The organism is Escherichia sp. MOD1-EC6021, from assembly GCF_002965245.1.
In the GTDB taxonomy this organism is placed as follows: Bacteria; Pseudomonadota; Gammaproteobacteria; order Enterobacterales; family Enterobacteriaceae; genus Escherichia; species Escherichia coli_F.
The window spans coordinates 1-5,379 of sequence record NZ_PTRU01000067.1; the positions used below are offsets into that span (position 1 = coordinate 1).

At 42.6% G+C, this 5,379-nt stretch carries 3 protein-coding genes and 1 pseudogene; all 4 read right to left on the minus strand.

Features of this window, described 5'->3' with window-relative positions:
- Positions 1 to 337: 337 nt before the first annotated feature.
- Positions 338 to 1,078: a tyrosine-type recombinase/integrase gene (locus BEB54_RS27495; protein WP_001066942.1), complete on the minus strand. Its 741-nt coding sequence runs from the start codon at positions 1,076 to 1,078 to the stop codon at positions 338 to 340.
- Positions 1,079 to 1,198: 120 nt separating this feature from the next.
- Positions 1,199 to 1,333, minus strand: a pseudogene (locus BEB54_RS29625) (serine/threonine protein kinase); the annotation flags it as partial.
- A gap of 501 nt (positions 1,334 to 1,834) precedes the next feature.
- A complete protein-coding gene (locus BEB54_RS27505; RefSeq protein WP_032285150.1) occupies positions 1,835 to 3,334 on the minus strand; it encodes an alpha/beta hydrolase in 1,500 nt (499 codons plus the stop codon).
- Between the two features lie 92 nt (positions 3,335 to 3,426).
- Entirely contained in the window at positions 3,427 to 4,374 is a 948-nt protein-coding gene (gene ompP / locus BEB54_RS27510) for an omptin family outer membrane protease OmpP (RefSeq protein ID WP_001193614.1), read from the minus strand.
- Between the last annotated feature and the right edge of the window lie 1,005 nt (positions 4,375 to 5,379).

A 5,379-nucleotide genomic window follows, 5' to 3' on the forward strand; every position in this document is an offset into this window, starting at 1 on the left:
AAAAACTGGGCATCACGCTGGATGACCTGGAAAAACTCTTCAAATCCCGCTGAACATAAACTGTAGTCAGTGAAGAGTGCTCCTTTACTGACTACAGCTTATATTATCAGGTGCAGTGAGTGGTCTGCTCACTGCAGTTTATATTCAGTTTCCTGCAGTGCTGCCTGTGGCTGAGCTGCCATCTGCCTGTCCCTTACGTGAGTCACCCCGTAACCTGATGCTGAGGCATTGCTCCCTTCATAAAACATGACTTACTCACTACAGCTTATCTACCTGCTCCAGCTTATGTTATGTCTGTTCTGCTGACCACAGCTTATATAAGGAAGCGCGTATGCCGTCACCTCAGGGGAGGCAGTGTACGCAGGATCTCCGCAGCATCCCGCCCGTCACCTGTGAAAGGCACTGCCAGCGTGGCAGCCATATCCAGTGCAAACACTCTGGTATAAACCTCCATAGAACGTGGATCCCTGTGACCAGCCAGTGCCTGGATGACTTTCCGGGGCTGGCGGTGATAGAGCATGTGCATGATATAGCTGTGCCGGAAGGTGTGTGGTGTGACCGGAATCGAAAAGTGTACCCCGTCAGCTTCGGCCCGTCTGACAGCCTGCTTCAGCCAGTTGCGCATGGTTTCGTCGGTCACGGCCCATAATGGTTCACGACGACGGGGCCGGGTGGTGATCATCCAGCTTTCCATCTGCCTGACATAGCTTATATCTGTCAGCGGAACCAGGCGGACCTCATCTTTTGGCGGGCGTCCGCGTCGCGCACGTACTTTTTCGGACAGGATCCGCACAAACGGTCTTACTCCATCCAGGTCAAATGATTCCGGTGTCAGCATCCGGGCTTCGCCAATACGCATTCCGGTATTCCAGAGGGTGGCGAACAGCATATGGTGACGCTGATCCGGCATATAGAAAAGAAGGGCACTCACTTCCGGGGCCAGCAGGTAGGCCGGTGTGGCCCCTGTGGAAGTGGCCATTCTTCTCAGGGAGAGCGCTGTTGCAAAATCCACCCCCGGCGCAATGGGTAACAGGGAGACGCGTTCTGGTGAATTCTGCAGGGGAATGACATTGTTCATGAGTTATTTTTCACGTAGCACACGCACTGTTTATGGATACAGGTATTCTGACCTGAACGCCCGGATCCTTCCACGACAATAAATCGCAGCGCGCGGATCCTTTTGTTTGCTTATCACGCATTATTGCGGGTAAAACCAAATACGTAAAGGTACGTTTTGCAGCAGGGATCCCGTATTAAGCCAGTCGTGGCGCGGGCTGAGGGCTGGTTTGCCGTTTTTGGGAGAATTGGGGTAATGCCAGGATGAATGGGATCGGAGAAAACAGAGAAAGGGAACAGAAAGGGAGAAGGTGCACCACGTGTATTCTGGCCCGGGACGTCACCGTCCCCCTGACAGTTTGACTTTACACAGGAAGGTTGCAGACTCAGCATAATGACTGATTTATATGCAATCCTGTCCATGATTAATATAAATCATAATAATGATTATGCAGAAAATCACTTTCGATAAGATTTATATAATTACTACATTTCCATATAACATTTTCCGCATAAAATAAGAAAATATATGTAACTAAAATGTATCAAGTCTGAGATATGATATTATATTAGTGCCTTATTCATTGCCTGATATCCTCTTTCCGTAACCTGCATGTACATGAATCTTACTCATGATTGCCACTCTCTTATTTATCCTAAGTCCTGTCCCCTCTTAACTGGCGTTTCCTGCGCTCAACTGATATCAAAAGAGGGTTAGCAGGCCCTGACATCAAAGCACTGATGTTATTTAATGTCGGGAGTAATATTTTATTTAATATCAGTTAGTGTCTCCGGTACCACTTCCCTGACACGTTATATCTTCAGATTTCCCCGGAAACAGGAGGTGACGAACAACAGCCTCATCCACACATAAATTAGTGCCAGCAAGCGCCAGCGTATGCCCGTCACCGTTAATAGTCAGTAACGGAGCTGAAAATTTATCTGCCATTTTACGGGCATTTATCCAGGGAGTTGTCGGATCATATTTGTGTGCAACAAACAGTAAACCGGATGGTAAAACAGTATTCTTCAGGCGTGTCTGTTGCAGATCGCGATGAATTGGCCATAATTCACAAAATTCAGGTAAATCGGACTGTTCCCTCTCAAAATTAACGGCCGGAAATGCGTCAGCAAGGGCTTTTTTTCGCGATTTTCGTTGTTCCTGTGATAATTGTTCATCACTCTGATCAACACATAATATTACACCCAGAGCATCACTGACTTTTTCCGATGCTATGGAAGAATTAAGTGCAGTTTCAATTTCATTGCTGACAATACCCTGAGAGAACTGACGTACGGCCGTTGCAAGTGTTGGCCATGATGAGCGCCATAACAGAAGCTCTGTCGTTAATGATATGAGATCATCTGAAGATATACTTTCCCCCCTGCTGTCTGTTAAAGGAGAATTATGTAATTTTAATAAAAGCTGATGGAACTGATGTATTGCCTGATTCCTGTCTGAAGAAAGTGGACAACTTTTTGTCCTGGCACACCATGCAGCAAAACGATCAAACGTTTCCTGATAACTGTGGGCCTGCCTGAGTTTCCATGAAAAATTATCATTTAAATCATCAATATCAACGACACCGTCAAAAACTATAGATCTGATACTGGATGGAAAGCGTTCGGCATATAAGGCTGCAATCTGTGTACCGTATGAATATGCTACAGCTGTCAGTTGTTTATCTCCCAGAGCTTGTCTGATGCGTTCAATATCATATACAGCCTCATGAGATCCAATATGGCGAATGACTTCAGCTCCTGTATTATGGATACAGGCATTAATTTTCTGTAAAATTAGTTGCTTTTCGCTTACATTCACCGATCTTTCTTGATTGGGTTGCTGGCAGTTTATGGCAGGAAAGGACTGACCGACACCTCGTGGATCAAAACCGATAATGTCCCATGATTCCCGAAGATTTGTGACCGGCCAGTCAAAATTGATATAAGGATTAATTCCGGGTAATCCAGGTCCGCCACTTATTATAATAATACTCCCTTTACGTTTACTTTTTGCCGGCAACTTTGTCATCGCCAGTCTGACAAGTGGTATATTTTCATCTGACATATCCCCACCTGTGTCGGTATATTTTAGCGGTACAGATAGATATCCGCATAACAACTCAGGTGAAGGGCTTTCTGTACCAAACCAGTCACTGTATGGGCTGGTCATACAGGATTGCCACTCGATCTGTCTGGCAGACACAGTTCCGCAAAGAAAAACAGAAAAGATAAATAATACTAAAGTCCTTCTTAAAGGCTTCATTATCACACGCATTGCATCTCCTGCATTGGTAAATTATTACGCTGACCAACAGACAGAATCTCCGGCGGTATAATTCTCACCGGAGATGATGACAGTTAAAGTTGTTAAAACGTGTACTTCAGACCGGCCGTCGTAATGAAGTTGTAATTTTCAATTCCAGCCCCGTTATTATTATGCTCTGAAGTATTATCACTACGGTCGTAAAGAGATGTATCCCCTTTTTTATTTGTGAGACGACTCCATACACCCTCGATGTACACTTTTGCCTCTGGGGTGATATAGTAACCGGCATTAACTGCAACAGAATAGTAATTCTGGTTTTTTACTTTGCTTCGGAATGTAGTTTGTCTTACATAATGCTCATCATTATCAGATCCCCTGACCCACCCGCTGTATTTAAATGCACCACCAAACTCAAAATTATCGTAACGGTAGTTTCCTGTCAGACCGACATAAGGAATTTTAAAATGTTGTTTATAACCAATCACTTTTATTTTATCAGGTAACGCTCCCGTTTCATTCCGGAAACCACCATTCTCACTGTAAATATAAGTTCCTCCTGTAGCATTAAAACTGTAACGGCTTTCCTGATAACCTGCCATAATAGCAAGGCGATAATCAGATTCTTTTAAAAACCAGCCTTTAACGTTCAAATCAAATTCGTTGGCATAATTAAGACGTGTATCAGGATGCCTGCTTTCATCTGTCCATGTTCCGGGAGTCCCGGAATCCATCCAGTCCTGATCAACCATATTCCCCCCCCGACTATTGAGAGTGGTCCAGCCAGCTGCACCAACAGATAACCATGGATTCAGCTCCCAGTTAACGGCGCCTTTAAGAATGGCGGCGTTACTGTATTTCCAGTTCAGTTGGCTGACTTTACGTCCACCTTCTTCAGGCTCATAAACCCGTTCTTTTGTTTTGCCACTCAGTGTACCTAAATTAATCTCTGTACTTATTTTCTCCGGGCCGAAGAAATCAGAAGCAGAAGCTTCCTGAGAACTGAATACCACAGGTGCTGCAAGCATAATTGCCAGAAGCTTAGTTTGCATAACAATGACTCCCTTCTGTCACTTCTACATATGTATATGATTCTTTTGATGTACACCGGTAAGTCAATTATCAGTACTTAATTTGTTTAGCTTTTGTTTAACCTAATTGTTTGTTTTTGTGATGTATATCAAAAAGATATGAATGCGCTGTTAGTTATAGTGCAATTGTAACATTCATTGTCCTCATATTATCTAAAAACAGCTTAGCATTATCTGTTTATTTTCAGTAATCACTGATTCTCAATATTGACTAAATAATTATTTTAAGGAGTTAATAGAATGAAAATGATATTGTATGCTATCTTCCTGTATTTCCGCCAGAAAATCATTTAGCTACCGAGAGCCATCATAACCCGCTATGAAAATGGAGTAAAATGTGGTGTCATCTGACGCTGTGAATGGAAATATTATATACTTATCTCTGGTTTAATATGCCAGGCATATTAAAACTCAATATAAAAAATATCATCCATCCTTCAGAAGAATATCGCGACTTTCCCGAGCAGACCAGAAAAATAATATTTATCTTAATGAATTATAAAATAAGTGTGACTGGATTATTATTTTTAACATTATTTTCTCTTAATAAATTAAAAATGGATTCTCACATTATTATATACTGAATACATTGTCTGTGAGATAAACAATTCAGGTGACATCACCTGCAGCAGCATTGCTTCATAAGAGTTCTTCGGCACCAGAAATACCCCTATATTGGTATGCGCATATAGCTCTTAAAATTGCCTGAGGATATATTTGACATTAACCTGAAAAACTGATTACAGAGTCAATCTTAATGCTGGAAGATTCGATCTCATGCTCAGCAACCCATTTAACACCCTTTATTATCAATTAATTAGGCAGTAGCACATTACATTTCTTCTGCTAAAAGGAGAACATTTATCTTTGCAGCGCAGTTAGCTTATTAGTAAGCGTACAGCCTGAACCGTCTGGTCAGAATCTGACGAATTAGACAAAGTGGTGTCCACCAAATAAGTAGTGGGA